Source organism: Nocardia colli (assembly GCF_008704205.1).
Taxonomy (GTDB): Bacteria; Actinomycetota; Actinomycetes; order Mycobacteriales; family Mycobacteriaceae; genus Nocardia; species Nocardia colli.
This window is the reverse complement of record NZ_VXLC01000001.1, coordinates 1,313,254-1,339,911: the sequence shown is the minus strand read 5'-3', so window position 1 is coordinate 1,339,911 and position 26,658 is coordinate 1,313,254. Positions and strand designations below refer to the sequence as shown.

Below are 26,658 nucleotides of genomic sequence, written 5' to 3'. Positions count from 1 at the left end.
TCAACGCCGAACGGTCGTGCCGACACTAGTCGGCACGACCGCGCTTCGGCTGGACCGCTACTTTCCGGAGCGGATGATGGCCTCGATATTGCGCTCCGCGAGCGCGGCGATGGTCAGCGACGGATTCACCGTGCCGGTGCTGCCCGGAATGGCCGCACCGTCCATCACGTACAGACCGGGATGCCCGTGCACCCGGCCGTAGCCGTCGGTGGCCCGGCCGAGCACCGCGCCGCCCAGCGGATGCGCGGTGAACAGCGCGTTCGCGTCGTAGCCGAGGGCACCGTATTCGAGGACGGCGTCGGCTCGTTCGGCGATCCGGTGATCGACCGCGCGGGCCGCGGCGACCATGTCGTCGCGGTTGCGCGACGGCCAGGACAGCCCGACCCGGTTGGTGGCCGCGTCGTAGCCGAACCGCGTGCGGGCCGGGTCCAGGACCATGCCGAGCGAGGCGAGCGCGCCCGTCTCGAACGGAATGCCCGGGATGTACCAGCTTTCCAGGCTGAGCGGAAGGCCCGAATCGTCGAAGATCCGGCTCGCGCTCGGCACGCCCTGCCCGAAACCGGCCAGCGCGCTCGCGCCACGGCCGAGCACCACGTCGCCGTTGGTCCCCCAGCCGTCGCCGACGTGCTCGTTGAGGTTGGGCAGTGCGCCGGTCGCCTGCGCGCGCACCAGCAGCTCCGAGGTGCCGACCGAGCCCGCGCCGAGGAACAGCTGATCGCAGGTGAGCGTGCGGGTGCCGAGCACCTCGCCGGTCGGCGCCAGCTTCGACACCCGCACCGAGTACCGGCCGCCCGGCTCCTGGGCGATGGACTCCACCTGATGCCCGGGGAAGATCGCGGACCGGCCGGTGCCCTCCGCGTACTTCAGATAGTTCTGGTTGAGGTCGAACTTGGCGCCGTTGGAGTTGCCGAGGTTGCTGCGCGCGGCGGTGGCCGAGGCGCGGGAGCCGCCGGCCAGTTCGGCGCGCAGGATGTCCCAGTTGAAGATCGAGTCGTTGGGCGTCGGCTGGTAACCCGCCTTGCGCACCTGGTCGTCCCAGGCCCTGGAGTGCGCGAACGGCTTGGCGGCGTAGATATCGCCCGGCATCGAGTTGAGCCGCAGCATCTCCCGCACCCGCGGGTAGTAGACGCGGTCCAGCTCGCCGTATTCGACCGTGCCGCCGAAGAGGTGGTCGAAGAAGCGGCGTTCCGGCGCGACCATGGCGCCGGTGAAGATCACCGATCCGCCGCCGACCGCGGCCGCGCGCCAGACATCGATGCCCGGGTAGTTGGTGCAGTCCAGGACGCCGCCGAAGCTGGCGAAGGTCATCGGCACCTTGCTGACGCCGGTGAAGTTCGTCCGATGCCAGAAGCCGCGACCGTCCGGCAGGTCGTCGCCGGTGAAGATCTCCCGCCACGGATCGTTGGGCCAGCGCGACCCGCGTTCGAGCACCGTGTTGGCGATCCCGGCCTCGGCCAGGCGCAGCGCGGTGACCGCGGCGCCGAAGCCGGAGCCGATCACGATCGCGGGCGAATGCTCCGGCGGGTCGGGCAGCGGCGCGAAGATCTCCGGTACCCACGACTGGAACAGCAGGTTCCACACCGGATCCGCGGACGCCGGTGCGGCGCCGGGCAGCGTTCCCGCGACAGCACCGAGTAGCGCGGCCGTACCCGCCGCTTTGAAGAAGGCGCGTCTACGCACCCAGCCACCTCCCTCATCACGCATGGCCGAGCGCAGATTACCGGTATTCCGGCTGGCTGAACAGTCGTTGCCGGACCGTCATCCGTTGTCCCCCTTCCATTGTCCCGCCGGATGGGACCGCGCCGACGCTCAGCGGCGGCAACGACCGCGTGACGAACAGGCCACGCGATGCCGTCGGCAGATGGACGGGAGGGGCCGGCGACTCACTCCGCGAACGGTGCCCGATCCGCCTTGCAGGTCGCGCCGGGCGCGGGAAGTTGCTGGTCGATGAGGTAGCGCTCCTGCAACCGCCGGGTGCAGTCGACCGTGGTGTCGTGGCCGTAGCCGCCCTCGATGACCACCAGGCGCGCGTTGACCAGCGCCTGCTGCGCCTTGCGGGCCGCGGTCAGCGGCGTGACCGGATCGAAGCGGTTGTTGAACAGCAGCGCGGGCACGTCCGAACGCAGGATCCACGGACCGGCGTAGCGCTGCGGGTAGCCGCCCTGCGGCGACGGCCACGAGGCGCAGGACTGCCGCAGGTACAGCCAGAAGCCGCTGAAAACCGAACCCTCGGCGCCCAATTCCTTTGCCAGCGCGGGCCATTGCTCCGGCTCGCGCGGAAAAGTGTTGTCCGCGCACGAGATCGCGATGAATGAGTCGAGGAAGCCGGGCGGCACCGCGTTCGCGTCGAGCACCGCGCGCACGACGTCGGGGTTGCCCGCGGCGCCGCGCTCGAGTTCGGCGAGCAGTTGGGCCAGCGCGGGCCAGCCGTCCTTGGGGTCGTACAGCATCAGCGTGTGCGGCGAGACGACGTCGTCGAAGGCGACCGTCCGGGCGCGGTCGCCCTCGCCGACCACGATGGGCGCTTGCCGCAGCCGGTCGAGCAGCGCAAGGTCGCGGGCGCGTAAATCCTCACCGCCGCTTACCTTTTGATCGCTGCGAATCTGCCCGATCGGGTCGGCGGCCGGCTTGCTCGCGCCGGCGAAGGCACAGCGCGGCTGACCCGCCTGGGCACACAGCCGGAAGAACTCGTCGAGCACCTCGTCGGTGCCGGTCGCCGCGGCGGCGACCTCGGCGCGGGTATCGGAGGTGTAGGCGTCCGGGTCGATCATCGAGCTCAGGCTCAGCGCGCGCACCCGATCGCCGAAGACCGCGCCGTACACCTCGCCGAGATAGCTTGCGTACGAACCACCTTCGTAGGTCAGCCGCTTGTCCCCGACCGCGCGGCGCAGCAGATCCAGGTCGCGGGCGGCGTCGACGGTGGTCAGATGCGGCAGCAGGGCCGCGCTGTTGGCCGCGCAGCCCGCCGACAGGTCCCGGCTGAACCGCGCCTGCGCGGCCTCCTGCTCGGCAGTCACCGGCGGAATCCAGGTACCGGCCCAGAACCGTTGCTCCGCTTCGGGATCGGCGAAACACCGGACCGGCGCGCTGCGCCCGACGCCGCGCTGATCGAAGGTGACCACGTCGAAGCGGCGGGCGATCTCGCCGGGGAACATCTCCGCGCTGCCCGCCCACTTGATGCCGGAGGCGCCCGGTCCCCCGGCCGCGGTGAACAGGGTGCCGATGCGGTGCGACTGATCGGTCGCGGGCTGGCGGACCAGCGCGAGCCCGAGCGTCGCGCCGTCCGGGTGCGCGTAGTCGACGGGCACGGCCGCCGTCGCGCATTGCAGCTTGCTCAGGGTCTTCTCCTGGCACGGCGCCCAATCCAGCCGCGGCGTCGGCGCGGCGTCGGCCTGGGCGACCAGGTCGGCCACGGCCTGCTCGTGTTTCTTCGGCGTACCGCAACCACTCACTACCAACGTCGCCGCCAGCGCACCGACGACGACGATCCTCCACCCACGCATATCGAACATCTTGTGCCGCAACGGCACGGCCGTCGTCCACCACAGGGATGAATTGCACCCTGAGATCTCCGCCACCTCCTAGGTCATCAACAGCCGGACCACCGCGATGAGGCCGACCACCACGATGACCGCGCGCAACGCGGTCGGCGGCAGCCGCCTGCCCATCTTCGCACCGAGCTGGCCGCCGATGATGGAGCCGAGCGCGATCAACACCACCGCCCGCCAGTCCACGTCGGCGATCACGATGAAGATCACCGCGGCCACCCCGTTCACGATGGTCGCGAGCACGTTCTTGATGCCGTTGAGCACCTGCATGTCGTCGTGCACGAACACGCCGAGCAGCCCCATCAGCAGCACGCCCTGCGCGGCGCCGAAGTAGCCGCCGTAGATGCCGGTCGCGAAGATCGCCACGAGCAGGATCGGGCCGCCGTGCTTGGGCGCCGGGCTGTCGCCGTTCTCCCGCCGGCCCTTGACCCAGCGCGACAGGCGCGGCTGCACGACGACCAGCACCAGCGCCGCGATGATCAGCACCGGCACGATCGCCTTGAACGCGGTCGCGGGCAGCACGAGCAGCAGGATCGCGCCGGTGATGCCGCCGAGCAGCGACGCGGTGCCGAAGCGCAGCAGCCGTTCGCGTTGCCCGGCCAGCTCCCGCCGATACCCGTGCACCCCGCTGAGCGAGCCCGGTACCAGGCCGATCGTGTTGGACACGTTCGCCGTCACCGGCGGCAGCCCGAAGGCCAGCAGTACCGGGAAGGTGATCAGCGTGCCCGAACCGACGACGGCGTTGATGCCGCCCGCTCCGATGCCCGCGCCGAAGACCGCGAGCTGTTCCAGCCATGTCATATGTTGAATCCGTTCGACGTCCCGTCGGACCATACGGTCCGTACAAGCGTTTGCTCTGTCCGAACGCTAGCCGCAAGGTCGGATGACCGGACGACGGGACCGGGGTTCCAAGGTGTATTGCCACACGGTAAACTCGCCGACATCATGCAGCGGGCACTTCTTCTCAGCCGCCGCGACGGGGTCTGATCGGACCGGCTCCCGTCGCGGGGTTTCGCCGCGCCGGTCGACCCACCCTTTGGGAAACACCACACCCTCGGAGTAATCGCCATGTCCCCTGCTGACGCTTTCGTATCCGGCTCGCGCACCATCACGCCGCCGTCCAAGCCCGCCCCGGCCGATCAGGCCGGGTGGAACGCGCAGAAGAACTCCTCGATGCCGACCTTCCGGTATCGCCCGTTCGCCGAGGAGGTCGAGCCGGTCACCGTGCCCGACCGCACCTGGCCGGACAAGATCATCGATGTCGCGCCCGGCTGGTGCGCGGTCGACCTGCGCGACGGCAACCAGGCGCTGATCGACCCGATGAGCCCGGCCCGCAAGCGCCGCATGTTCGACCTGCTGGTGCGGATGGGCTACAAGGAGATCGAGGTCGGCTTCCCGTCGGCCAGCCAGACCGATTTCGACTTCGTCCGGGAGGTCATCGAGGACGGCGCGATCCCCGACGACGTGACCATCCAGGTGCTGACCCAGTGTCGCGCCGAGCTGATCGAGCGCACCTTCGAGGCCTGCGCCGGCGCGCAGAACGTGATCGTGCACTTCTACAACTCCACCTCGATCCTGCAGCGCAAGGTGGTCTTCCGCGCCGATCGCGCGGCGGTCAAGAAGATCGCCACCGACGCCGCGACGCTGTGCCTGCAGATCGAGCAGCGCTACCCCGACACCAACTGGCGCTATGAATACAGCCCGGAGTCCTACACCGGCACCGAGCTGGAGTACGCCAGGGAGGTCTGCGACGCGGTCTCCGCGATCATCGCGCCGACCCCGGCCAAGCCGCTGATCATCAACCTGCCCGCCACCGTCGAGATGGCCACGCCGAACGTCTACGCGGACTCGATCGAGTGGATGAGCCGCAACCTGGCCCGCCGCGACTCGATCGTGCTGTCGCTGCACCCGCACAACGACCGCGGTACCGCGGTGGCCGCCGCCGAGCTGGGCTACCAGGCCGGCGCGGACCGGATCGAGGGCTGCCTGTTCGGCAACGGCGAGCGCACCGGCAACGTCTGCCTGGTCACGCTGGGCATGAACCTGTTCTCCCGCGGCGTCGACCCGCAGATCAACTTCTCCGACATCGACGAGATCCGGCGCACGGTCGAGTACTGCAACCAGCTGGCGGTCGCCGAGCGCCACCCGTACGGCGGCGACCTGGTCTACACCGCGTTCTCCGGCAGCCACCAGGACGCGATCAACAAGGGCCTGGACGCGATGAAGGTCGCGGCCGACGACGCGGACTCCGACGTCGACGACATGATCTGGGCGGTGCCCTACCTGCCGATCGACCCGAAGGACGTCGGGCGCACCTACGAGGCGGTCATCCGGGTCAACTCGCAGTCCGGCAAGGGCGGCGTCGCCTACATCATGAAGACCGATCACGGCCTGGCGTTGCCGCGCCGGCTGCAGATCGAGTTCTCCCAGGCGGTCCAGCGGATCACCGACGGCGAGGGCGGCGAGGTCACGCCGAAGGAGATGTGGGACGTCTTCTCCGACGAGTACCTGAGCCCGATCCGGCCGCTGGAGCGGATCCGGCAGAAGGTCACCGCGTCCGAGACCGACGGCGGCACCGACACCATCGCCGTCGTGGTGAAGGTGGACGGGGTCGAGCAGGAGATCACCGGCACCGGCAACGGCCCGCTCGCCGCGTTCATCGACGCGATCGCCGCGGTCGGCTTCGACGTGCGCGTGCTGGACTACTCCGAGCACGCCATGTCCGCCGGTGACGACGCGCAGGCCGCCGCCTACGTCGAGTGCGCGATCGGCGACAAGGTGGTGTGGGGCGTCGGCATCGCCACCTCCATCACCACCGCGTCATTGCGCGCGGTGGTCTCCGCGGTGAACCGAGCACACTGAGCGCAACCCCGGCGGTGCGCGCGGCGGTCTCCTCGGCCAACCGAGCACGCTGATAGCGCAGGTCGAGTACGGTGGAGCCGGGCGTGGTGGTCGTCGATCGACCCCGCGCCCGGCTCTCGATCTTGCTGTCGGAGACCAGATATCGGCGGCGTGTCATCCGGGCGCGTCCGCTCTTCATACCGCGACGCGAGCCCGCGAACCCCGTGCTAGCGTTGGTTTCGCACTCAAGCGCCGAGCTCTCTGCTCGTAGTCCCGAGCAGATGGGGGAACTGTGACAACTAACGACCACAACCCGACCTCACCGCCGTGGCTGCAGAGCCAGTCGGTGGACACGGCCGATGGCGCCGAGTCGGAGCAAGCCGCCGACCCGTCGGCCGAGCAGCCCGGCGACGTGGAAGTGGCGGAGTCCGAGGCCGCCGAAGCGCCGGAGAAGCCGGAGCAGGAACCGGCCGAGCCCGGCTTCAGCGGCTCGACGGACCAGACGGTGTCCTACCCGCAGGCCTCGATGCCGCCGCAGTCCTACGGCCCGCCCGAGGGTTTCGCGCCGCCCGCACCCGCCGAGCAGTACGGCGGCTACGCGCCGCCGAACGCCGGAGCGTTCGCGCCCACTGGCGCATATGAGCCGTATCAGACCGGCCAGTACCCTCCGGTGAGCGCGCACAGCGGCAGCCATCAGATCGCGCCCGAGCCGCAGAACCCGGGCTACGGCGAGTACCGGCAGGAGATCGGCCCCGACGGCCTGGTCCGCCGGGTACCGCAGGAACACGCCGAAGCCCCTGCGCCGCAACCCGATCAGCCGGCCGCGCCGATCTACAGCTGGGCGCCGCCGCCCCCGCCGGTGACCCACCAGCCGCCGCCCGCGTATCAGCCGCCGCCCGCACCGATGGGCCAGCAGCCGCCCGGACCGCCGATGGGCCAGGTGCCGCCGCCGAGCTGGCAGGGCGGACCGAACCCGCACCAGCCGTCGCAGCCGTTCCAGCCGCAACACGTGCCCGCGCCGGGTCAGCCGGGCCACTCGGTCAACGACCTGAACCTGCTCAAGCGCGCCCGTCGCGCACCGCGCAGCGGATGGCGGCGGGCCGTGCACAAGGCCACCGGCGGCGTGCTCAACCCCGGCGAGTCCGCGGCCGACGTCGTCTACCGCGACCTGGTCGACCGGGTGAATCAGCCGGTGCGCGGCGACTACCGGATCGCGATCCTGTCGCTCAAGGGCGGCGTCGGCAAGACCACCACCACGGTCGGCCTCGGCTCGACGTTCGCGTCGCTGCGCGGCGACCGGGTCATCGCGATCGACGCCAACCCGGACCTCGGCACGCTCGCCCACCGGGTGCCGCGCCAGACCCGCTCCACCGTGCGCAACCTGCTCGAAGACCAGCACATCAGCCGGTACTCCGACGTGCGGGCACACACCTCGCAGGCCCCCAGCCGACTGGAAGTGCTTGCCAGCGAACAGGATCCGGCCGTCTCGGAGGCGTTCAGCGAGGCCGATTACCGCAAGGCGATCGGCATCCTGCAGTCGTTCTACAACATCATCCTGACCGACTGCGGCACCGGCCTGATGCACTCGGCGATGGCCGGCGTGCTGGACATGGCCAGCTCGCTGGTGCTGGTCACCTCGCCCGCGATCGACGGCGCGCGCAGCGCCTCGGCCACGCTGGACTGGCTCGATCACCACGGCTACGGCAAGCTCGTCGAGCGCACCGTCGTCGTGGTCAACGCCTCCCGGCGCGGCGCGTCCACGGTCGACCTCGACCAGCTGCGCAAGCTCTTCCTCGACCGCACCCGCGCGGTGCAGGTGGTGCCGTTCGACGATCACCTCGCCGAGGGCGCGGAGATCGACCTGGAGCTGGTCAGCAAGCCGACCCGGCGGGCCCTGCTGGAACTGGCCGCGATGGTCGCCGACGACTTCGGTTACGTCGGCGCGCAGCAGTACCACCACCCCGGCCCGATGGGCCACTAGAACAGTCGAAAAACATTGCGGCCCGGCGCATCTCGCGCCGGGCCGCCTTGTTTTGCCGGCCTAGTACTTGCCGAACAGGACCGCCGCGTTGTGGCCGCCGAAACCGTACGAATTGTTCATCACGTACTGCACATCGGTGTATCGCGCGGTGCCGCTGACGATGTCGAGAGCGATGTCGGTGTCCTGGTTGTCGAGGTTCAGCGTCGGCGGGATCACGCCGTCGCGCAGGCTCAGCACCGAGATCGCGGCCTCCAGCGCACCGACCGCGCCGACCGAGTGGCCGAGCGCGGATTTGGGTGCGTAGACCGCGGGGTGCTTGCCGATCGCGGCCTCGATTCCCTTGGCCTCGGCCAGATCTCCGAAGGGCGTTCCGGTGGCGTGCGCGTTGACGTGGTCGACGTCCGTGCCGGCGACGCCCGCGGTTTCCAATGCGCGCCGCATGGCCCGGGCGTTGCCACGTCCCTCCGGATCCGGCGCGACCAGGTGATAACCGTCCGCCGTCAGCCCGGCACCGAGCAACCGGGCCAGCGGCCGGGCACCCCGCGCCAGCGCGTGCTCCTCGGACTCCAGCACGAGCAACGCCGCGGACTCACCGAAGACGAAACCGTCCCGATCGCGATCGAACGGACGCGAGGCGCGTTCCGGTTCCCCGACCCGTGAACTGAGTGCGCGCATGTTCGTAAACCCGGCCAGCGCAAGGGCATTGATCCGCCCCTCGACGCCGCCCGCGACGATGATGTCCGCCTCGCCGAGGATGATCGACCGCCACGCGTGCACCAGCGACTCACAGCCCGACGAGCACGCCGACACCGGCGTGACCACGCTCGCCCGCGCGCCGAGTTCCAGCCCGAGCACCGCGGCGGGGCCGTTCGGCATGGCCATCGGGATGGCGAACGGCGAGACCTTGCGATACCCCTGGTCGCGCAGGATGTCGTTCGAGTCGACGATCACCTCCGCGCCGCCGACCCCGGTCCCGATCGAGATGCCGAGCCGGTCCTGATCCACCTCCGGCGCGCCGAGCGTGTCCCAGATCCGTTTGCCCATCACATAGGCCACCTGCTGGACATAGGACATGCGCCGCTTCTTGATCCGATCGAGCTCGGCGGTCGGATCGCTCTTGAACGTCGCGCCGATATTGATCGGCAACTGCCTGCTCTCGACCTCCGGATCGTCGAGCACCCGCACACCGCTCTCCCCCGCCAGCAACCCCTTCCAGGTGGACTCCGCGTCCGCGCCGAGCGCGGAGGAGACCTCCACCGCGGTCACCACCACGCTCCGGAATCCTCCGTTGCGCGTAGAGAACTGGGTGATATCACGCATCGCCGTCGCGTGTCCTTTCGTCGAGCCGCACCACGCGGAAAGCCTGTCCAGCAATCTATTTGGCCGAACCGGGCGGCGACATGTGCGGAACTCTCACAGGACGGACCCGGGAATTGTGGGAATGTGCCAACGACGCAACAACAGTCGGCCGCTTAGGCTCCACCCTCGACTCCCGTACCAGTGCCTTCGCGTCACACTATCGTGATCACCGCGCGGGCGGCTGTGGAAAGCGGACAACTCGGCGCGACGTCGAAATCACTTCTCCCGCTGGGCCGTAGACCGCGGCGCGGACTCCGCGACCACGCTCGCCGCGGCATCGTGGAAGGCGGCCAGGACCGCGGCGATAGCCGGGCTGCGCTCGGCCCGGGGCCGGGTGGCCAGCTCGAACATGCGGGCCGCCCGGACGCCGGTGAGGCGCAGCAGCGACAGGTCCGGATGCGACACCGAGTAGCGCGGCATCAACGAGACGCCGTAGCCGCTGATGACCAACGCCTCGATGACCCGGAAGTCGTTGAGCCGCTGAGCTATTCGCGGCTGCACGCCGGTCTGGGTGGCGATCGAGCGGAGCACGTCGTCGATCGGGTAGCCGCCGCGCACGCTCAGCCAGGTCTCGTCGGCCAGTTCCCCGGGGATCACCGAGGCGTGGCCGGCCAGCCGATGAAACGGCGCCACCACGACATCGATGGGTTCGCGCATGAGCAGGCGGACCGCGATCCGTGGGTCGGCGATCGGCGCCGCGCGCTCGTCGCGATGGGTCAGCACCACGTCGAAATCGGCCAGCAGCCGGGTGACTTCGGACGGCGGCAGGTCCACGTCACTCGCGACGAGCTCCACACCGCTACCCGCGAGCGCGGACAGCACCAGCGGCAGCAGCAGCGAGCCGGCCGAGGGGAACAGCGCGACCCGCACCCGCCCGCGCGGCGAACCGCGATAGTTGGCCATCTCCGCGACCGCACGATCCATCGCGGCGAGCACCTCGTCCGCGCGCACCACCAGCGCCCGGCCCGCGTCGGTCAGGCGGACGCGGCGGCCGTCGGGTTCGAGCAGCGCGACGCCCGCCTCCTTGGCCAGCACCTTGAGCTGCTGGGAAACGGCGGAGGGGGTCATCGAGAGCGCGGTGGCGACGGCGGCGATGGTGCCGCGATCGGCGAATTCGCGCAGCACCCGGAGTCGCTCCACCGACATCGGCGGCCCAACCGGCTGGTCAACCACGGTTTTCCCAGGTGACGGACCCGCCGGACGACCCACTTCGATCATGAAGCAAAACTACATCAATAGTCCATATTAATTCGATTGTTCTGATGGTTAGGCCCGCGCACGATTGATCGCATGACCGCTCGTGATCGCCTGCTCGGATTGACCGTCGTTCTGCTCTGGGGACTGAACTTCCTCGCCCTGCGCGCGGGGCTCGACCACTTCCCGCCGTTCTTCTTCGCGGCGCTGCGCTTCGCGGTCATCGCGGTTCCGGTGCTGCTGTTCGTCCCGCGCCCGAAGGTCCGGCTGCGCTGGCTCCTGTTGTACGGCACCGGTTTCGGCATCCTCCAGTTCGCGTTCCTGTTCACCGCGATGCGCGCGGGCATGCCGACCGGACTGGCCTCGCTGGTGTTGCAGTCGTCCGCGCCGTTCACCGTGCTGCTCGGCGCGCTGTTGCTGCGCGAGCGGATCCGGCCGGTGCAGGTCGCCGGGATCGTGGTGGCGATGGCGGGCATGGCGGTGATCGGCTGGGACCGGCTCGAGCACGCCTCGCTGCTGCCGGTGCTGCTGACCCTGGCCGCCGGTCTCGGCTGGGCGTTCGGCAACATCGGCGCGCGACAGGCCACCGTCGAATCCCCCGGCCTCAACACCATGCACCTGACGCTGTGGATCGCCGTGGTCCCGCCGCTGCCGATGTTCGTGCTGTCCGCCGCGACCGAGGGCCCGACCACCGGTCTGCACGCGATCGTCGATTCCTTCTCCGCGGCGGGCTGGCCGGCGCTGGCCGCGGTGGCCTACACCGCCCTGCTCGCGACGGTCGTCGGCAGCGGCATGTGGACATTCTTGATGAGCCGCTACCCCGCGGGCGTGGTCGCGCCGTTCACGCTGCTGGTTCCGGTCGTCGGCATCGCCGCCGCCTGGGCGTTCCTGGACGAGACGCCGACACCGCTGTCGCTGATCGGCGGCGTGATCGTCATCGCGGGCGCGTTCGCCGCGACCGCCGGTAAGCGCTCGAAGGTCGACCAGGCGCAGGCCGCGGAACTCGACGCGGCGGCGGGCACCCCGGAGCTCGTCAAGGCCTGACCCCGCGCGCAGAGCGACGCCGCCCGTCCCGCCCGGCCCGTCGAGCGGGACGACGGGCAGCACGGATATTTATGTGTACCAACAGGTTCGGGAAACCGTCGTCACAGGTTTGCCTATCCGATCCCGGATATCGCTATGCTCACATCCGCCGACCGAATCAGCCTTCATCTCGGACCAGGCACAGGGCGGGTACGCCGGTGCGGACCTGCCGCTTTACAGTAGTGACAACATGTAATAAAGGTCCCGAGGCTAGGCACAGAGCGGCGCATGGCAGAAAATCGGTGGACCGTATCGCGGAGGACATTGCTTCGCGGAACGGCTGTGGCGGGGGTAGCGACAGCGGGGGCACTCACGGCCGGGGCGCTGAGATCCGGGCCTGCCGCGGGTAGTCCGGGCGGCAGGCGGGTCGCGGTACTGGGCGGTGGCGTCGCGGGCTTGACCGCGGCGCACGAACTGATCGAACGTGGCTTCCAGGTAACGATTTTCGAGCGCCGCGCGTGGGGCGGCAAGGCTCGCAGCGTGCCGGTGCCCGGCACCGGCGCCGCCGGCCGGCCGGACCTGCCCGGCGAGCACGGCTTCCGCTTCTTCCCCGGCTTCTATCAGCACGTGCCGGACACCATGCGCCGAATTCCGTTCGCGGGCAACCCGAATGGCGTGTGGAACAACCTGGTCGCGGTGCCCGAGGCGCGCTTCGCCCGGCGCGACGGCGACGACTTCCGGCTGCCGCTCGGCCCGCGCGCCCGCACCGGGTTCACCCCGGACAGCTTCCGCGAGACCGTCGGCGCGACGATCTCGACCACGCTGCACATGCCGGTCAACGAGGGCCTCTACTTCGCCAACCGCCTGCTCGTGTTCAACAGCAGCTGCGACGCCCGCAGGCTCGGTCAGTGGGAACACACCTCCTGGCGCGACTACGTCGGCGGCAACGCCCGCTCGCACGAGTTCCGCGCGCTGCTCTCCCGCACGCTGACCAGCATCATGGTCGCCGCGAAAGAGGACGTGGCCAGCGTCCGCACCATCGGCAACATGGGCGAGCAGTTCCTCGGCAACCCGGCCGAGATCGGCAACGACGGCGGCCTGGACCGGGTGCTGAACGGCCCGACCAACGCCGTCTGGATCGAGCCGTGGCTGCAGCGGATGCGCGAGCTGGGCGTGCAATTCGAGCTCGGCGCCGAGGTGCACGGGCTCGACGTGCGCGACGGCCGGATCACCGCGGCGCGCATCGTGGACAAATCCGGTGCACAACGCAGCATCGGTGCCGACTACTTCGTGGTCGCCATGCCCGCCGAACAGGCGCGCGCCCTGTGGTCGAAGGACGTGCTCGCGGTGCGCCCCGAGCTGGCCGCGATGGATCGGCTCTTCTCCGACTGGATGAACGGCATCCAGTTCTATCTGCGCAGGCCCGCCGACATCTCGCGCGGCCACACCGCCTACATCGACGCGCCGTGGGCACTCACCTCGATCAATCAGAACCAGGTGTGGGCGCGCAAATTCACCGACTTCGGCGACGGCTCCGTGCAGGACTGCCTCTCGGTCGACATCTCCGACTGGAACACCCCGGGCATGCTCTACGGCAAGCCCGCCAAGGAATGCACCCACGACGAGATCGCCCGCGAGGTCTGGGCGCAGATCGCGGCGCATCTCAACGACCGCGGCGACGTGCTGCGCGACGCCGACCTGCACTCCTGGCACCTCGACCCCGGCATCACCTGGCAGGACGGCCCGCACCGCAACGCCAACGCCGACCCGCTGCTGATCAACACCGCCGGCTCGTGGGAGTTCCGGCCGGAACCGCACGGCGCGCTCGAAAACCTGTTCCTGGCAGGCGATTACGTCCGCACCAACGTCGACCTGGCCACCATGGAGGGCGCGAACGAGTCGGCCAGGGCCGCGGTGAACGCGCTGCTCGACGTGTCGGGCTCGAACGCCGAACGCTGCCGGATGTACACGCTGTACCGGGCGACCGAGCTCGAACCGCTACGCCGGATGGACGCGGACCGCTACGCCGCGGGCCAGCCCAACCTGTTCGACGTGCAGATCTGATGTGATCGATCTCCCGGCGGCGCACCGCGATCCGGATGCTTGAATCGGGTATGCGCGAGTCCACCGAAGAGCTCACCGACCCCGTCGAACTGCGAAATCTGCTCGGCGAGGTGGGATCCCGCGCCGCGAACAAGGAGCGGGTCACGCTGCATCCGCGGGATCGCGACTGGATCGCCGCCACTCCGTTCCTGGTGATGAGCACCAGCGACGCGCAGGGCAACTGCGACGCGTCGCCGAAGGGCGATCCGGCGGGCTTCGTCCGGGTGCTCGACGACCGGACCCTCGCGATTCCCGAGCGGCCCGGCAACCGGCGCGCGGACGGCTACTTCAACATCCTGGCCAATCCGCACATCGGCCTGCTGTTCGTCATCCCGGGCCGCAGCCAGACCCTGCGGATCAACGGGCGCGCCCGCCTCGTGCGCGACGCCCCCTACTTCGACGAGATGGTGGTGCGCGGCCACCGCCCGATCCTCGCCGTCGAGGTCGACATCGAGCAGATCTATTTCCACTGCGCGAAGGCGTTCCTGCGCAGTCATCTGTGGCAGCCCGAGCAGTGGCCGGACGACGGCCTGCCGTCCTGGCCGCACCTGGTCAAAGAGGTGCAGACCGACACCACCGAAACGCTCGAGGAACTCGAACGCCACTACGCCCCCGCCAACTACAACAGCAAGCTGTACCAGGGCTAGCCGAGCCGAGTGGGCCACGCCACCGGCCCGGGCCGCGCCGGTAACCCCGGTCGAACATAGACTCGCGGCGTGGCAGACATTTCGGTGCGTGGGCGAATCGCCCTGCGGGCCGCGGCGGCAGCGTCGTGGGCCTCGCAGAAGGCGGGACGCGGCAAGGGATCGATGATCGGCGGGCTCATCGCGCTGCAGATCGACAAGACGATCATGGACCAGCTCGGCCGCGGCCGGCGCACGGTGCTGGTCACCGGCACCAACGGCAAGTCGACCACGACCAGGATGACCACCGCGGCGCTCAGCACGCTCGGCGAGGTGGCCACCCAGGCCGACGGCGCCAACATGGACGCGGGCATCGTGGCCGCGCTCAGCGCCCATCGCGGCGTCGAACTGGCCGCGATCGAGGTGGACGAGCTGCACCTGCCGCACGTCACCGACGCGCTGAATCCCGCCGCGGTCGTGCTGCTCAATCTGAGCCGCGACCAGCTGGACCGGGTCGGCGAGATCAACATGATCGAACGCAAGCTGCGGGCCGGCCTGGCCCGGCACCCCGACACCGTGGTGATCGCCAACTGCGACGACGTGCTGGTCACCTCGATCGCCTACGACCACCCGAACGTGGTGTGGGTGGCCGCGGGCAGCGGCTGGTCGATGGACGCGACCAGCTGCCCACGCAGCGGCGAGCCGATCCTCTGGGAGGGCGAGCACTGGCGTAGCACCGGCGCGGATTTCGAACGGCCGGAACCGGATTGGTGGCTGGACGGCGACGATCTGGTCGGTCCGGACAAGCAGCGATTCCCGCTGAAACTGGCCCTGCCCGGCCGGGCCAACCGCGGCAATGCCGCGCAGGCGGTCGCCGCGGCGATCGCGCTCGGCGCCGACCCGGCGGCCGCGGTCACCGCGACCGGCACGGTGCGCGAGATCGCCGGCCGCTACCGGACGGTGCAGGTCGGCGAGCACGCCGCCCGGCTGCTGCTGGCGAAGAATCCGGCGGGCTGGCAAGAAGCGTTGTCCATGATCGAGCCGAGCTCGGCCGGGCTGGTGATCGCGGTGAACGGGCAGGTGCCCGACGGCGAGGACCTGTCCTGGCTGTGGGACGTGCGGTTCGAGCACTTCGAGGGCGTCCAGGTGGTCGCCTCCGGCGAGCGGGCCACCGACCTCGCCGTGCGCCTCACCTACGCCGGGGTCGAGCACACCACGGTGCCGAATCCGTTGCGCGCCATCGCCTCCTGCCCGGCGGGGCACGTCGAGGTGCTGGCAAACTACACCGCATTCCGGGATCTCAACCGCGACCTCGAGGCGAAGTCATGACTGAATCGACCGTGCGCATCGGTCTGGTGCTGCCCGATGTGATGGGCACCTACGGCGACGGCGGCAACGCCCTGGTGCTGCGGCAGCGGCTGCGGCTGCGCGGCTACGACGCCGAGGTCGTCGAAATCACCCTGGCCGACCCGGTTCCCGACTCGCTGGACATCTATACCCTTGGCGGCGCGGAGGATTCGGCGCAGCGCCTGGCCACCCGGCACCTCCAGCGCTACCCGGGCCTGCAACAGGCCGCCGCGAACGGCACGCCGGTGCTGGCCATCTGCGCCGCCATCCAGGTGCTCGGCCAGTGGTACGAGACGTCCTCGGGCGAGCGGGTGGACGGCGTCGGCATGATCGACGTGACCACCTCGCCGCAGCCCAAGCGGGCGATCGGCGAGGTGACCACCGCGCCGCTGCTGTCCGGGCTCAGCGCGGCGCTGACCGGCTTCGAAAACCACCGGGGCGGCACGAAACTCGGCGGCGACGCGACCGGGCTGGCCAAGGTCACCCGCGGCGTCGGCAACGGGGTCGGCGACGGCCTCGAGGGTGTGGTGCAGGGCTCGGTGATCGGCACCTACATGCACGGTCCCGCGCTGGCCCGCAATCCGGAACTGGCCGACCTGCTGCTCATGCGCGCGCTCGGCGTCACCGAATTGCCGCCGCTGCCGATGCCGGAGGTCGAGCAACTTCGCCGTGAACGTCTGCGCGCGTAGGAACTCCGGCACCAGATAACACAATGCGAGGTCGCGGCCTCGCCAATCCACAAACGCGACTCGGCCGATAAGCTCCGGGGCGCTGAGCTATCGACGCGCTACGCTCCCCGCTATGACGACGATCACGCCGGGGTTGCCTGCCGAATCAATGGCGCAACCGGTAATGCCACGCCGTCCTCCGATATGGACTCGCTGGCGCAGCATCCTGCGGCCGCGTCCGTTGTATCTGTCCCTGATCGTTTCCTCGGTGGTCGCGCTCAAGGCGTTCGAGATGTCTTTTGCCGCACTGCACCATCTGGCCGTGCGCAATCTGGTGGAAGCCGATCTCGCGTCCAATGTGCCGATCGCCATCGACGGCCTCGTTGTCGGTTCCATCGTGGCCACCGCGTCATTCCCGAAACGCAGTGCCGGGTGGTGGTATGCGACCGGGCTTTTCGTCCTTTCGACGCTGGTATCGGTGGCCGGGAATATCGAATACGCGCGCGAGATCGGCGGCGGCCCGGTGTCCTTGATCATCTATGCCGGAATGCCGCTCACCCTGCTGTTCGCGGTGCATCTCACGTTGATTCTGCTGGGCCGCAGCACCGCCGCGCCCGAACTCCCGGACGCGGTCGGCACGGAAACAGATCACTACGTGACCGCCGAGGAACTACCGGAGCAAACGACATCGCCGCAGCTCAACGCGCATCCGCAGGTCAATGGCCAGGCACCGGTCAACGGGCACGAGGCCGCGAAGCCCGCGGCCGGACCGTTCGCCGCGGGCCCGAATACCCCGATGCGCTTCAACACCTTCGACGCCGAGGGCCGAAAGCTGGTCAACCACCGATAATCCCGCGGCGACATCCAGGTAGTTACCAACTCACCCACGCTCGACTACTTCGATGGAGAAAACGCATGTCTCTCACAGTCTGGCAGGACCAGGACGTCGATCAGTTCCGTGAAGTAGCGAGCCGGCTCGCGTCGGTGATCCAGAGCAGTGTGGATCGATCGGGTGCGCTGAGCCAACTCACCGAGTCGGTGGAAAGCGGGGACGCGTTCACCGACCTGTTGATCGAATTCGCCGGGCGCTGGTTCCATGAAACCGGCGGGCAATCGGTGTTGATCGGGCCGGAATTGTTCTGGCTGTTGTCCGAACCGAACCTGCGTAAAGGCATCAGCAGTGCGCTGCGCGGACCGGAAACCGCGCCCGATCTCGAGTACTCGGTCAGCCGGCGCAGCCGGAAACTGTTGCTGATCTGTGTTTTCGAGACATTGGCGCAGAACCAGTGGCTGGCGGGCAACATCGGCGAGCACGTCGGGATGAACGGCGTGAATGGCGTGAACGGCAGCGTCAACGGAATAGCCTGATCCGCCGCCCGGCAATTAAGTTCACGGCGTTTCTAACTCTCCCCTCGACCCCCTCGGCGCGGATAGCGTCGAGGTTTGCCGAGTTTTGAGGAGAGTGCCGTGTCCGACGTGGGCCCGCATCGGCGTGGTTTGCCCCCGAGCGCCGCATGACCGCTGTCACCACGCCGGACGCGCCGACGGTGGGCGCGGACGCGCCTGCTGTCGTGCCGCGCCGCCGGCGCACCTATCGTCGCCTGCTCGGTCCGGCGCTGACCCGGATCGGCGCGCTGGCGCTCGTGCTCGGGGTGTGGGCCGTGGTCACCGCCGCCGGCCTGGTCGATCCGCTGTACCTGCCGTCGCCGCACGCGGTCTGGGATGCGTTCGTGCGCGCCAACTCTCGCCATCAGATCGCCGCGGGCGTGGATCGCACGGTGATCGGTGAGCAGAACTATTACCTGTGGGAGCATCTGCTGGCCAGCCTGCAGCGGATCGCCGCCGGGGTCGGCCTCGCGATCGTGGCCGGCCCGCTGATCGGGTTCGTGATGGGCATGCTGACACCGGTGCGGCTGGTCACCGAGCCGATCCTCAACTTCCTGCGGTCGCTGCCGCCGCTCGGCTATATCGGCCTGCTGATCGTCTGGTTCGGCATCGGCGACATGTCCAAGATCTGGTTGCTGTTCCTGGCCGCGTTCCCGCCGATCGCCGTCGCGACGCTGAGCGGCGTCACCGGGGTCAAGCAGGACTATCTCAATGCCGCCCGCTCGCTGGGCGCCGGTCGCGCCCAGGTGATTTCGCGGGTGGTGCTGCCCGCGACGCTGCCCGAGGTGATCGGCGGCATCCGGATCGCCACCGCGTTCGCCTGGACCACCGTGGTCGCCGCCGAGCTGAACAACGGCATTCCCGGCATCGGCGGCCTCGCGTATATCGCGGGCACGCAGCTGAATACGCCGCTGACCATCGCGTGCATCATCGTGATCGGCTGCGCCGCACTCGTGCTCGATTCGGTCATCGAATTCGTCGGTGACCGAGCAGTTCCGTGGAAGGGCAAAGTATGAGATCCGTAGTCCGCCGGGCGATCACCGCCGGTCTGGCCGTCGCCGCCGTGGTCGCGACCACCGCGGGGTGCGTCGAGTCCGGTCGCGGCGACACCGGAACCGCAGGGGCGCAAGCGGTATGCCCGTTCGCCGCGGATCCCGGCGTGACCGCGACGGCGCGGATCGGCTTCCAGGCCATCCCCAATGCCGACCTGTTCGTGAAGGATCGCGGCCTGCTCGCGGCCTGCCTGCCGAACGCGAAGGTCACCTGGAGCCAGTTCTCCTCGGGCGCCGATGTGGTCCAGGCGTTCGGCGCGGGCAGCCTCGACATCGGCACCATGGGGTCGAGTCCGGCGACCAAGGCGCTGTCCGCGCCGCTGAACCTGCCGGTGCGGGTGCTGTGGATCCACGACGTGATCGGCAAGTCGGAATCGCTGATCGCCAAGGACAATTCGATCACCTCGCTGGCCGGGCTGCGCGGTAAGCGGATCGCGACACCGTTCGGCAGCACCGCGCATTACAGCCTGCTCGCCGCGCTCGGCAAGGCCGGTCTGGCCGCCGACGTGCAGTTGATCAACATGACGCCGGACGCGATTCCCGGCGCCTGGAACGGCGGCCAGATCGACGCGGCCTGGGTGTGGGATCCGACCCTGTCGAAGCTCGCCGAGTCCGGCGGTCACATCGTCACGTCCAGCGCCGACACCGCGGCCGCGGGCGCGCCGACCTTCGATCTGGCCGTCGCGAGCAAGCAGTTCCTCGACGAGAACGCGCGGTTCGCGGTGGTGTGGGCGAAGTTGCAGGACTACGCGGTGACGCAGCTGCGGACCAAGCCCGAGGAGGCGGCCGTCTCGATCGGCGCGCAGCTCGGTATCGAGCCGAAGCTGGTGGGGCCGCAGCTGGCCGGGTACACCTACCTCGGCGCGGCCGAGCAGGCCGACGCGAAGTACCTGGGCGGCGGTTTCGGCGCCGATCTGCACAAGACCGCCGAATTCCTGTTGAGCCAGGGCGGAATCGCCGCGGTCGGCGACGAATCCGCTTACCGCACCGGCATTTACGGCGAGGCAGCGAAGGGCGCGAGCTCGTGACCGAGCTGGTCCGGCTGACCGGGGTGAGCAAGAGCTACCCCGGTGACGACGGCTCGACGCAGGTGCTCGCGCCGACCGACCTGATCATCGACAGCGGCGAATTCGTCTGCGTCGTCGGCCCTTCCGGCTGCGGTAAGTCGACCTTGCTGAACCTGCTGGCCGGCTTCCTCGAGCCGACCGAGGGCACGGTCCAGGTCGGCGGCCGCCCGATCACCGGGCCGGACCCGGACCGCGGCGTCGTCTTCCAGCAGCCCAACCTCTACCCCTGGCTGTCGGTCCGGCAGAACGTCGAGTTCGGGCCCAAAGTCCGTGGCGTACCGCGCGATCGACGCACCGCTGACGCCGATCGCATGCTCGCCCTCGTTGGCCTCGATCACCTCGGCGGCCGCCGCCCCTATGAGCTCTCCGGCGGCCAGCAGCAACGCGCCCAGATAGCCCGTGTGCTGGTCAACGATCCGCAGATCATCCTGATGGACGAACCGTTCGGCGCACTGGACGCCCTCACCCGGGAAAATCTGCAGGGCGAACTGCAAACCCTCTGGCGCGACCGGAAAAAGACGGTCCTCTTCGTCACCCACAGCATCGACGAGGCCCTGCTCCTGGGCACCCGGGTGCTGGTCATGGGCACCCGTCCCGGCCGGGTGATCTACGACGAGCCAACCACTTTCAAATCCGCGCCGGCGGACCCGTCCTTCACCGCCCTGCGCGCCCATCCCGATTTCATCCACATGCGGGACGAGGTCTCCGCGCACATCTACGCCGCCCACGCCTGACGCGGCCTCACACCAGGAGAACGGCGACGTCGTATTGCTGACACCACGGGTCGCGGGTGACCAGCGTGAGATCCTCATACTGGGCCTGCGCCACCAGCATTCGATCGAACGGGTCCCGATGAATCATCGGCAGCCGACCGGCCGCAGCCGCGTGGTCGAGGCCGATCGGTAGCTGGATGAACCCGCCGTTCCCGATGTAGTCCGCCAGCCCGACCGGCCCGTGCAGCTTGCCGAGGGCCTGCTTGATGGCGACCTCCCAGATCGTCGCCGCGCTGACCAGGATGTCCGGGTCGTGGGTGATCCGTTCCTTCAGTGCGTCGGAAAGCGCCGGATCGTCGGTCAGCCACCACAGCACCACGTGGGTGTCGAGCAGCAGCCTCACGGCATCATCCCGAAGTCACCGGCGATCTGGGCGTTGGTCTCGTCGGAGTCCCAGTCGGGGGTGAGGACCAGCCGCCCGCGCAGCGAGCCGCGACCGCCCCGGTTCGCGCTGCGACTCAGCGGGACGACCTTGGCGACCGGCTGACCGGCGCGACTGATGATGATCTCCTCGCCGCGTTCGACCCGTTCGATGATGCGCGACAGGTTCGTCTTCGCCTCGTGGATGTTGAACTGCCCGGCCGCTTCGCCCGCCATGACCCACCTCCTTAGCTAAGAGGTTAGTCCACCGCAGTCGAGCGCGCCACCCGCTTTCCGGATGCCGCCGGTCAGCGCGGGATAGCGCAGAGGTCGTGGGCCAGGCGCATCTTGTCGAGAACCGGGTCGGGCAGCACGAAGGGGTAGAGGTCGGGGTGGCCCATGGAGCGGTTGACCATGTTGAGCGACCAGGCGAGGGGGAGCCAGAGGTCGATGATCTTGTCGAAGCCTGCCCGGCCGACCTGGGGGCGGTCCAGGGAGGCGCCGGCGGGGGCGATGCCGAACGCGGCGGCGGTGTCCAGGGTGTCGCGGATGTGCAGGTAATGGGCGAAGGTTTCGGCCCAGTCCTCCGCGGCGTGCATAGTCGCGTAGGAGGAGACGTAGGCCGATTCCCAGCCCGCAGGAGCGCCGTCGGAGTAGTGCCGGTTCAGGGCCGCCTGATAGTCGGCGTCGGGATCACCGAAGAGTGCCCGGAAGCGTTGCGCGGCTTCGTCGGTGGCGACCAGGATCATGTAGTAGTAGTGGCCGATCTCGTGGCGGAAGTGGCCGAGCAGGGTGCGGTAGGGCTCGTCCATCTCGATGCGCAGCTGTTCGCGGTGCGGGTCGTTGGCCTCAGCCAGGTCGAGGGTGATCACGCCGTTCTTGTGACCGGTGATCACCTTGCCGCTGGCGCTGGTGAGCAGGTCGAAGGCCAGGCCGCGGTCGGGGTCCTGGTCGCGGCCGACGATGGGCAGGCCGAGCTCGGTCAGCTCGACGATCAGCCGTCGCTTGGCCGCTTCGGCTTCGGCGAAGGCGGCCAGGCCCGCGGGATCGAGGTCATTGGGGCGGGTCCGGGTGAGCCGGCAGGATTCGCACAGCACGGGTTTGCCGTTGGGCGTCGCGTTCCCGTTGCCGTCCGGGGCCGTATCCGCGGCGGGTTCGGGCACGGCGACGAGCCAATTGCATTGCGCCACATGGAGGTTGTCGCAGAGCCGGAACCGGCTGGCATCCACGACGCCGGTCATCGACTCGTTCGGCGCGCCGCCCGGCGGCGCACCGATCACCACCAGGGCGAGGTCGGCGAGGCTGAAACCCAGTGGGCTGGAACAGGACAGGCACACCGAGTTCTCGAAGGCCAACTGCTGACCGCAGTTGGGGCAGGCGAAATCACGCACGCGGGTTACACCTCCACCGGAGAGACATCGACCGAGACGGTAATTGTGCTCTCCTTGGCGTCGGTGTAGATGATGCCGCGCAGCGGCGGCACGTCGGCATAATCGCGGCCCCAGGCGACGGTGACGTAGCGCTCGTCGCCGAATTGATCGTTGGTGGGGTCGAAGTCGATCCAGTGACCGGTGCGGTCGAGCTCGTCGGCGTCCGGCACCCACACCGCCGACCAGGCGTGCGTGGCGTCGGCGCCGACCATGCGTTCCTTGCCGGGCGGCGGGTCGGTGGCCAGATATCCGGACACGTAGCGGGCGGCCAGGCCGTGGGACCGCAAGCAGGCCACGCCGATTCGCGCGAAGTCCTGGCAGACGCCCGCTCCGGCCGCGAACACGTCGGCGACCTTGGTGGAGACGGTGGTCGAGCCGGACCGGTAGGTGAAGTCGGTGTGGATGCGCGTGTTGAGTTCGGCCACCGCTTCGATGAGCGGGCGGCCCGGCGTCAGCGATTCGGCCGCGTACGCCCGGACCTCGGGGGTGATCTCGGGCGGTTGCAGATCGAGGGTGAACTCCACGGCGAGCGGGCCGGTCGCGCCGGTCGGGCGGGCATGCTCCCACGGTTGGGCCGCCGGTCCGTTCGCGGCGCGGTCGGGACGGTCGACCTCGACCAGGGACTCGCCGGTGACCACCAGGGTCCGATGCTCGGCGGTGACGTGGAAGTAGGACGTGGTGTTGCCGTACACATCCGGGCCGACCGACTGATCCGAGGGCACCGGATCGATCGAGATGTCGTGCGAAAGCAGCCGCTGCCCAGGGAATTCGCGTGGTGTGAGGTACGCGCGCCCATAGGAGCTGGTGACCTCGTCGGAGTAGCAGTACGTGGTGCGGTGCGCCACCCGATAGCGCCGGGCCGCGCCGTTGCGGCCGCTCATCCGACCACCCGCGTGCTGCCCCACAGCGGCTGGAAGCCGGCGGGCAGCGACAGTCTGGAGGTCTCGAACGACTCGGACAGTTTGCGCAGCCGCAGGTGCACGCCCTCCAGCAGCTCGAGCAGTTCGGTGCGCTTGCCGTCCTCGTCGGTGACGTCGAGATCGTCCGGGTCGACGCGGCGCAGCATCCGCTGCGCGTCGGCCAGCAGGCGTTGCGGCCGCGACGATCCCGAGGCGCCGGGCAGCGCCTGCAGGTCGGCGTCGAGGCGGTCGAGCTGGTAGGCGAGCGAACGCGGATTGGCGGTGTCGAAGAGCAGCAGGCCGGCGACGGCGGAGATACGCACCGAATCCCCGTGCCGCCGAAGGTAACTCACCTGGGACTCGGCGGCGCGCAGCACCGACTCGGTGACCACCCGCTCGGCCTCGTTCGGGTAGGTCTGGGTCAACGCCGCCGACATCAGCGCGGTCAACGCCAGCCCGCGCTCGATGCGCTTGCCGATATCCATGACGTACCAACCGGAATCGCGCACCAGCGATTCGGCGCCGATGCCGGACAGCGACAGCAGCGCCGCCAAGGTCAGCGAATGCACCGCCGACAGCGCGGTTTCCTTGTCCCCGTGCGCGCCCCGGTATTCCGCGAGCGCGCGGTCCACGGCGCTCAAGATCATCCAGGTATCGGCGGACAGCTGATCGCGCACGGCGCGGGCGGCGTTCTCGTAGCGATCGATCGCGAAGGCCAGCGAGCCGGGCAGGTCGCGGTCGATGGTCAACGCCGCCAGGTATTCGTAGCCCTCCCGGGACGCACCCGCGACCGCGGGCGTCCACGCCGGTCCGGGCGGCGTGCCGCCCTGTTCCTCCGCCGCGCTCGCCGCAGCGGCCATCGCCCGGTGCAGCACGCCTGGTCGGATGGTCACGTTCATTTCCTCGGCTATACCCGAGTCGGCGTCATCGACACTCGCCACCTCGGAGTCGGCCTCGACCGAAATCGGCGGTTCGCCCATCGACTGCTGCTGACTCGCCCCTGTCTGCGAAATCCCGGATCCACTCGACTGCGATTGCGACTGGCCAACTCTCGCGGCCGGCGTCGCGTCCGTGGCGGTGTGCGCACTATCCACAGGGCTGCCGTCGGTGACTTCGTGATCTGTGGAATCCTGCTCTGCCGCAGCATCATCGGCATCGGCGATCCCGGAGAGCACGGCGGCCGGAGCGACGGTCGCGGTGGCCCGGCCCAACGCCGCCATCAAGACCGGCACCGCCTCGGCACCCTCCAACCAAGGCCGATAGCGGTAGTCCTGATAACGCGCATGTGTGGCGATGAGCAGCCGAGCCGCGGACTCGGCCCGCTCGCTGTAGCGCCCCATCCAGAACAGATCGTTGAGCACACGCGGCGAACTGATGGCCGCGACCACCGGGGCGGCCCGCCGTTCGCGTTCCTCGTGCGGCGCCTCGGTGCCGACCGCGGGCACCGCGGTCGGCGCCGCCCGCACCCAAATGTCTTTGGCCGCAACCTTGATCACCGCCCGATCGGGCACCGTGCGCTGATGCAACTGCCCGAGCCCACCCGCCATCGCGGTGTACCCGCTGCGCCGGGCCATCGAGAACAGCCGCATGCCGACCGGCGCCGGCGCCAGCCCGCCGTAGCCTTCGACCGCGGGCGCCACCGAGAACTGCGCGGGCTCCTGCCCGACCCACTGCCAGCCGGTCTCCTCGATCCGGGCGCGCAGCTCGGCGCGCTGCCGGATGGACAATTCGGGACCGAAGAGCGTCGCGCCGTCGACCGCGGACCGAATGATCAAGCGGTGCAGGTTCTTTGTCAGATGAGCGCGTTCCTTCTCGTCGCCGCCCCAGTAGGTCGGTGCGCTCTCCAGCAGCAGGTCCTCCCCGAGCAGCGCGCGGGACAGCCGCGGCAAGAATCCGGTCAGCGCCGGGTTCTCCAGCAGCCCGCTACCCAGCGTGTTCACCACGGTGACCGCGCCCCTGCGCAACACCTCCACCAGCCCGACCACGCCGAGCCGCGAATCCGGCCGCAGATCGAGCGGATCGGAGAACTCGGCATCCACCCGGCGCAGCACCACATCGACCCGGCGCAGCGTGCCGAGCGAGCGCATCCACAGCGCGGCGTCGCGCACCACCAGATCCGCGCTCTCCACCAGCGGGAAGCCGAGCATGGACGCGAGATTGGCCTGATCGAAGGCGGTTTCGGAGTGCACGCCGGGACTCAGCACCACGACGAACGGATCGTCGGCCTCCCCCTCCTGCGCCGACTCGATCAACATCAGCCGCATCGCCCGGGCGAACGGGGTGAGCGGGCGCGGATTGGAATGCTCGAACGCCTCCGGGATCGCCGTGGACACCACCCGCCGGTCGGCCAGCGCGTACCCGGCGCCGGACGGCGCCTGCGCCCAGTCCGCGGTCACCCGGAACTGGCCGTCGCTCCACCGGCTGATGTCACACCCGTGCAGGAACAGCTGATGCCGGCCCGGCACCGTAATCCCGTGCGCGGCACGGACATAGCCGCGATAGCCGAAGATCACCTCGGGCGGCAGCAGCCCGCTGGTGAGCGTGCGGCGCGGGCCGTAGACATCGGTGAGCACCTCGTCGAGCACCCGCGAGCGCTGCACCAGCCCGGCCTCCAGCCGGGTCCAGTCGTCCGCGGCGATCAGCAGCGGGATCGGATCGAGCCGCCACGGCGTGGTCACCGCCTGCTCGCTCGCGCCGGTGACCTCGGTGTAGGTGATGCCGTCGTCCTCGATCAGCCGGCGTACCCGGCTGTCGAGCCGGCCGAGGCCGGAGGTGCCGAGCTCGACGAAGTCGGCGGAGAGCTCCGACCACATCCGGCGCACCTTGCCGTCCGCGTCGACCAGCTCGTCGTAGTAACCCTCGGTGGGCCTGCCGCATTCGTCGTAGGGCGCGATCTGCACGCCGCCGCTCCGGTAGCGCGCGAACTGCTCGGCCACCTGCTCACGCACGCCGGGCACCGCCGTCGTCTCCCGCAGTGCGTCTTCGCGCATCGTCACCGCGCCGA

The 26,658-nt window shown here is 69.5% G+C and carries 22 protein-coding genes; 12 read left to right on the top strand and 10 right to left on the bottom strand.

Translation table 11 applies throughout. The annotated features are described in order from the left end of the window. Positions 1-57: 57 nt before the first annotated feature. From F3087_RS06315 to F3087_RS06305, 3 genes are all read right to left on the bottom strand, one after another. Positions 58-1,680, bottom strand: coding sequence for a GMC oxidoreductase (locus F3087_RS06315; RefSeq protein WP_150400746.1), 1,623 nt, complete (start codon positions 1,678-1,680; stop codon positions 58-60). Positions 1,681-1,883: 203 nt separating this feature from the next. After that, a complete protein-coding gene (locus F3087_RS06310; RefSeq protein WP_150400745.1) occupies positions 1,884-3,503 on the bottom strand; it encodes an alpha/beta fold hydrolase in 1,620 nt (539 codons plus the stop codon). 78 nt (positions 3,504-3,581) lie between these two features. Continuing rightward, positions 3,582-4,349, bottom strand: coding sequence for a sulfite exporter TauE/SafE family protein (locus tag F3087_RS06305; RefSeq protein ID WP_150400744.1), 768 nt, complete (start codon positions 4,347-4,349; stop codon positions 3,582-3,584). A gap of 267 nt (positions 4,350-4,616) precedes the next feature. On the opposite strand from F3087_RS06305, the gene leuA reads away from it, so the two are divergent. Both leuA and F3087_RS06295 read left to right on the top strand, forming a co-directional pair. Next, entirely contained in the window at positions 4,617-6,410 is a 1,794-nt protein-coding gene (gene leuA / locus F3087_RS06300; protein ID WP_150400743.1) for a 2-isopropylmalate synthase, read from the top strand. Between the two features lie 325 nt (positions 6,411-6,735). Continuing rightward, positions 6,736-8,370, top strand: coding sequence for a MinD/ParA family ATP-binding protein (locus F3087_RS06295; RefSeq protein WP_150400959.1), 1,635 nt, complete (start codon positions 6,736-6,738; stop codon positions 8,368-8,370). 60 nt (positions 8,371-8,430) lie between these two features. Here the strand turns inward: F3087_RS06295 and F3087_RS06290 are convergent, their stop codons facing one another. Then, complete coding sequence (locus F3087_RS06290) at positions 8,431-9,690, bottom strand: KasA/KasB family beta-ketoacyl-ACP synthase (RefSeq protein ID WP_150400742.1); 1,260 nt, start codon at positions 9,688-9,690, stop codon at positions 8,431-8,433. Positions 9,691-9,945: 255 nt separating this feature from the next. Next, positions 9,946-10,875, bottom strand: a complete 930-nt coding sequence (locus F3087_RS06285) for a LysR family transcriptional regulator (RefSeq protein ID WP_150400958.1) — start codon at positions 10,873-10,875, stop codon at positions 9,946-9,948. 144 nt (positions 10,876-11,019) lie between these two features. Between F3087_RS06285 and F3087_RS06280 the strand changes: the two genes are divergently transcribed. From F3087_RS06280 to F3087_RS06235, 10 genes are all read left to right on the top strand, one after another. Continuing rightward, positions 11,020-11,967, top strand: coding sequence for an EamA family transporter (locus F3087_RS06280; RefSeq protein ID WP_150400741.1), 948 nt, complete (start codon positions 11,020-11,022; stop codon positions 11,965-11,967). Between the two features lie 267 nt (positions 11,968-12,234). Beyond that, the gene (locus F3087_RS06275) at positions 12,235-14,010 is read left to right on the top strand and encodes a hydroxysqualene dehydroxylase (RefSeq protein ID WP_150400740.1); all 1,776 of its coding nucleotides are present in this window, start codon (positions 12,235-12,237) and stop codon (positions 14,008-14,010) included. A gap of 50 nt (positions 14,011-14,060) precedes the next feature. Continuing rightward, the gene (locus tag F3087_RS06270; protein WP_150400739.1) at positions 14,061-14,696 is read left to right on the top strand and encodes a pyridoxamine 5'-phosphate oxidase family protein; all 636 of its coding nucleotides are present in this window, start codon (positions 14,061-14,063) and stop codon (positions 14,694-14,696) included. Between the two features lie 69 nt (positions 14,697-14,765). Beyond that, a complete protein-coding gene (locus F3087_RS06265; RefSeq protein WP_150400738.1) occupies positions 14,766-16,001 on the top strand; it encodes a Mur ligase family protein in 1,236 nt (411 codons plus the stop codon). Next, positions 15,998-16,708, top strand: coding sequence for a type 1 glutamine amidotransferase (locus tag F3087_RS06260; protein WP_150400737.1), 711 nt, complete (start codon positions 15,998-16,000; stop codon positions 16,706-16,708). The genes F3087_RS06265 and F3087_RS06260 overlap by 4 nt, the downstream gene beginning before the upstream one ends. 112 nt (positions 16,709-16,820) lie before the next feature. Next, positions 16,821-17,537 (top strand): DUF2637 domain-containing protein, encoded by a 717-nt coding sequence (locus F3087_RS06255; protein ID WP_150400736.1) that lies wholly within the window; start codon positions 16,821-16,823, stop codon positions 17,535-17,537. Between the two features lie 65 nt (positions 17,538-17,602). Continuing rightward, positions 17,603-18,055, top strand: a complete 453-nt coding sequence (locus tag F3087_RS06250; protein WP_150400735.1) for a hypothetical protein — start codon at positions 17,603-17,605, stop codon at positions 18,053-18,055. Between the two features lie 146 nt (positions 18,056-18,201). Continuing rightward, positions 18,202-19,089, top strand: coding sequence for an ABC transporter permease (locus F3087_RS06245; RefSeq protein WP_150400734.1), 888 nt, complete (start codon positions 18,202-18,204; stop codon positions 19,087-19,089). Beyond that, a complete protein-coding gene (locus F3087_RS06240; protein WP_150400733.1) occupies positions 19,086-20,153 on the top strand; it encodes a taurine ABC transporter substrate-binding protein in 1,068 nt (355 codons plus the stop codon). The genes F3087_RS06245 and F3087_RS06240 overlap by 4 nt, the downstream gene beginning before the upstream one ends. Continuing rightward, positions 20,150-20,926: an ABC transporter ATP-binding protein gene (locus F3087_RS06235; RefSeq protein WP_150400732.1), complete on the top strand. Its 777-nt coding sequence runs from the start codon at positions 20,150-20,152 to the stop codon at positions 20,924-20,926. The genes F3087_RS06240 and F3087_RS06235 overlap by 4 nt, the downstream gene beginning before the upstream one ends. 7 nt (positions 20,927-20,933) lie before the next feature. Here the strand turns inward: F3087_RS06235 and F3087_RS06230 are convergent, their stop codons facing one another. The 5 genes from F3087_RS06230 to F3087_RS06210 all read right to left on the bottom strand — a co-directional run bounded on the left by F3087_RS06230 (position 20,934) and on the right by F3087_RS06210 (position 26,644). After that, entirely contained in the window at positions 20,934-21,308 is a 375-nt protein-coding gene (locus tag F3087_RS06230; protein WP_150400731.1) for a type II toxin-antitoxin system VapC family toxin, read from the bottom strand. Then, positions 21,305-21,562, bottom strand: coding sequence for a type II toxin-antitoxin system Phd/YefM family antitoxin (locus F3087_RS06225; protein WP_150400730.1), 258 nt, complete (start codon positions 21,560-21,562; stop codon positions 21,305-21,307). The genes F3087_RS06230 and F3087_RS06225 overlap by 4 nt, the downstream gene beginning before the upstream one ends. Before the next feature lie 71 nt (positions 21,563-21,633). Further along, a complete protein-coding gene (locus tag F3087_RS06220) occupies positions 21,634-22,716 on the bottom strand; it encodes a zinc-binding metallopeptidase family protein (RefSeq protein ID WP_150400729.1) in 1,083 nt (360 codons plus the stop codon). Between the two features lie 5 nt (positions 22,717-22,721). Continuing rightward, positions 22,722-23,636: a transglutaminase family protein gene (locus F3087_RS06215; protein WP_150400728.1), complete on the bottom strand. Its 915-nt coding sequence runs from the start codon at positions 23,634-23,636 to the stop codon at positions 22,722-22,724. Further along, complete coding sequence (locus F3087_RS06210; RefSeq protein ID WP_150400957.1) at positions 23,633-26,644, bottom strand: circularly permuted type 2 ATP-grasp protein; 3,012 nt, start codon at positions 26,642-26,644, stop codon at positions 23,633-23,635. The genes F3087_RS06215 and F3087_RS06210 overlap by 4 nt, the downstream gene beginning before the upstream one ends. Positions 26,645-26,658: the final 14 nt, after the last annotated feature.

Excerpts from the sequence above, each read along its gene's own strand:
- F3087_RS06305 (WP_150400744.1), bottom strand. The coding sequence starts at position 4,349 with ATGACATGGCTGGAACAGCTCGCGGTCTTCGGCGCGGGCATCGGAGCG.
- F3087_RS06290 (WP_150400742.1), bottom strand. The coding sequence starts at position 9,690 with ATGCGTGATATCACCCAGTTCTCTACGCGCAACGGAGGATTCCGGAGC.
- F3087_RS06275 (WP_150400740.1), top strand. The coding sequence starts at position 12,235 with ATGGCAGAAAATCGGTGGACCGTATCGCGGAGGACATTGCTTCGCGGA.
- F3087_RS06255 (WP_150400736.1), top strand. The coding sequence starts at position 16,821 with ATGACGACGATCACGCCGGGGTTGCCTGCCGAATCAATGGCGCAACCG.
- F3087_RS06215 (WP_150400728.1), bottom strand. The coding sequence starts at position 23,636 with ATGAGCGGCCGCAACGGCGCGGCCCGGCGCTATCGGGTGGCGCACCGC.
- F3087_RS06285 (WP_150400958.1), bottom strand. The coding sequence starts at position 10,875 with ATGTCGGTGGAGCGACTCCGGGTGCTGCGCGAATTCGCCGATCGCGGC.
- F3087_RS06260 (WP_150400737.1), top strand. The coding sequence starts at position 15,998 with ATGACTGAATCGACCGTGCGCATCGGTCTGGTGCTGCCCGATGTGATG.
- F3087_RS06270 (WP_150400739.1), top strand. The coding sequence starts at position 14,061 with ATGCGCGAGTCCACCGAAGAGCTCACCGACCCCGTCGAACTGCGAAAT.
- F3087_RS06210 (WP_150400957.1), bottom strand. The coding sequence starts at position 26,644 with ATGCGCGAAGACGCACTGCGGGAGACGACGGCGGTGCCCGGCGTGCGT.
- F3087_RS06240 (WP_150400733.1), top strand. The coding sequence starts at position 19,086 with ATGAGATCCGTAGTCCGCCGGGCGATCACCGCCGGTCTGGCCGTCGCC.
- F3087_RS06250 (WP_150400735.1), top strand. The coding sequence starts at position 17,603 with ATGTCTCTCACAGTCTGGCAGGACCAGGACGTCGATCAGTTCCGTGAA.
- F3087_RS06225 (WP_150400730.1), bottom strand. The coding sequence starts at position 21,562 with ATGGCGGGCGAAGCGGCCGGGCAGTTCAACATCCACGAGGCGAAGACG.
- leuA (WP_150400743.1), top strand. The coding sequence starts at position 4,617 with ATGTCCCCTGCTGACGCTTTCGTATCCGGCTCGCGCACCATCACGCCG.
- F3087_RS06245 (WP_150400734.1), top strand. The coding sequence starts at position 18,202 with ATGACCGCTGTCACCACGCCGGACGCGCCGACGGTGGGCGCGGACGCG.
- F3087_RS06310 (WP_150400745.1), bottom strand. The coding sequence starts at position 3,503 with ATGCGTGGGTGGAGGATCGTCGTCGTCGGTGCGCTGGCGGCGACGTTG.
- F3087_RS06280 (WP_150400741.1), top strand. The coding sequence starts at position 11,020 with ATGACCGCTCGTGATCGCCTGCTCGGATTGACCGTCGTTCTGCTCTGG.